1 protein-coding gene is annotated in these 791 nt (G+C 72.7%); it reads right to left on the reverse strand.

Annotated elements, in window-relative coordinates:
• Window positions 1-791: sugar kinase (locus SB4_RS18315; protein WP_058753713.1), on the reverse strand; the 791-nt coding region annotated here is incomplete at both ends.

Here is a 791-nt window from a genome sequence, read left to right on the forward strand (position 1 = left end):
AGGGCAAGCCCCGTGCGCGCGGCGTCGGCGATCCCCGCGCCCGTTTCCAGCGCGTGCAGCACGCCGGCGGCAAAGGCGTCGCCGCCGCCGATCCGGTCGACGATGCCGGCAAGCACCACTGTCTCGGTCTGCGCCTTGTCGTCGCGCGTGTCGATGCGCGCCGACAGGTGGTGCAGGTCGACCTGCTCCACGTCGCGCGCGGTCGACGCGATCGTCTGCAGGCGTGGGAAGGCGGCAAAGGCCGCCTCGCTTGCAGCGCGGCGGCGATCCTCGCCCTCGCCTGCAAAATCGTCCCGGCCCAGCAGCAGCGCGATGTCGCGATGGTTGCCGAACATCAGGTCGGCGTGCGCGGCGATGCCCGACAGAATCGCGCGCGGGTCGCCGTTCCAGCGCGCCCACAATTTGCCGCGCCAATTGCCGTCGAACGAAATCGCGATGCCGCGTGCTGACGCCGCCTCGACCGCGGCGAGCGCGCTCTGCGCCGGGACCGGGCCGAGCGCAGGGGTGATGCCGGACAGATGCAACCGGGTGACCCCGGCGAGCAGCATGTCCCAGTCCCAATCCGTCGCCGACGCCTGGGCGAAGGCAGAGCCGGCGCGGTCGTACAGCACTTCGGTGGCCCGCAGGCCCGCGCCCGAGGTGACGAAATACAGCCCCATCCGGTCGCCGCCGCGGGCGATGCCGGACGTGTCGACGCCATGCCCGCGCAGGGTGGCGATCGCCGCGCGGCCCAGATCGTTGTCGGGCACCCGGCTGGCGAACCGCACGTCATGCCCCAGCCGCGCGAGCTG

Origin of the sequence: Sphingomonas sanguinis, assembly GCF_001476905.1 — a bacterium.
Taxonomy (GTDB): domain Bacteria; phylum Pseudomonadota; class Alphaproteobacteria; order Sphingomonadales; family Sphingomonadaceae; genus Sphingomonas; species Sphingomonas sanguinis_B.